At 45.8% G+C, this 1,200-nt stretch carries 3 protein-coding genes; all 3 read right to left on the bottom strand.

The genetic code is table 11. From position 1 onward, the window contains the following. Window positions 1–63: 63 nt before the first annotated feature. Window positions 64–255: a hypothetical protein gene (locus F6K20_RS39240; RefSeq protein ID WP_008191666.1), complete on the bottom strand. Its 192-nt coding sequence runs from the start codon at window positions 253–255 to the stop codon at window positions 64–66. Window positions 256–367: 112 nt separating this feature from the next. After that, a complete protein-coding gene (locus F6K20_RS39235; protein ID WP_287252535.1) occupies window positions 368–547 on the bottom strand; it encodes a hypothetical protein in 180 nt (59 codons plus the stop codon). 421 nt (window positions 548–968) lie between these two features. After that, window positions 969–1,200 (bottom strand): riboflavin kinase (locus tag F6K20_RS39230; RefSeq protein ID WP_287298558.1); only part of this gene is annotated, 232 nt, incomplete at its 5' end.

The following is a 1,200-nucleotide window of genomic DNA, read 5'->3' as shown; positions in this document are numbered from 1 at the left end:
TAAGAAGAATAGGGATCTTGCTCTTGTTCCCCCCTTATTAAGGGGGGAACAAGAGCAAGATCCCTATTCTTCTTCATCCATGGGTAGACTTTTATCAAGAAAAATTAAAAACTTAGCATCAGGCATGAGATGTTTCATGGCTTGCGAATAGCTCCTGGCATCAGAAGGGCTGCAGAACCGAGCGAAAACTAATGGTGGCCTGCCTCGCAATAGGCGAATCATGACCCACGGTTGTAAGCTGGGACTATAGGACATAATTTAGGTATCTCCTTTAAAGGGGAGCCAGAGCCAGCCTTGGGCGTGTACATCTTCGGGCTGGCTCTTACTTTTGTATCTCCATTTTGAGTATAGCACAAAAAATATTTAATTATAGCATATTTTGAAAAGTTTTGTAACAAATTCCTTTAGGGAGTGGGGAATCGGGAGTGGGGAATCGGGAATCGGGAATCGGGAATCGGGAGCAGGAGTAGGGTGCGTTAGGGGCGGGCTTGCCAGCATTTTCAACCTCGTAGTCAGTGTTGTGAGAGCCCGTCCCGTAACGCACCACCAGTCAAACTGATTTTGTTTTGGGGTTTTGCTGCGGGATTAGCGATCGCATAAAGGATTAGCGATCGCATAAAGGATTAGCGATCGCATAAAGGATTAGCGATCGCATAAACTAAAGCGCGATCGCATCACTAATACAGAAGCGATCGCATCACCGATACAGAAGCGATCGCATAAGCAATACAGAATTTTCCAGGTGGGTTGAGCAACTACAAAATTCTAATCAAGAATTGGTGAGCCTGCTCTAACTTTCTGGTGGGTGATCCCCCCTAACCCCCCTTAATAAGGGGGGAACAAGAACAAGCCAGTTACTGATCTGACTCCCGACTCCCGTTCCCCTCCTGGGAGGGGTTAGGGGTGGGTTCCGATTCCCGATTCCCGATTCTAAATTCTAAATTCTAAATTCTAAATTCTAAATTCCCTTAACCAAAAAAATCCCTAGCAGCTTCACAATCTATCTGAATCTGGGCTTTGAGCTGGTCTAGGGAGGAAAATTTTTGTTCGGAGCGGATAAATTTCTTGAGGCTTACGGTTAGGGTTTTGCCATATAAGTCTCCGGACCAATCGAATAGATGAACTTCGACGGTTAAACTGGTGCCCTTGACCGTGGGGCGCATACCAATATTCATGACACCAGGATGGGAGGATAAATTA

Source organism: Moorena sp. SIO2C4 (assembly GCF_010672485.1).
Classification (GTDB): domain Bacteria; phylum Cyanobacteriota; class Cyanobacteriia; order Cyanobacteriales; family Coleofasciculaceae; genus Moorena; species Moorena producens.
This window is presented reverse-complemented; position numbering and strand designations above follow the sequence as displayed.

Bases quoted from the DNA above. Each gene is read 5' to 3' on its own strand.
- F6K20_RS39240 (WP_008191666.1), bottom strand. From the start codon at position 255: ATGTCCTATAGTCCCAGCTTACAACCGTGGGTCATGATTCGCCTATTG.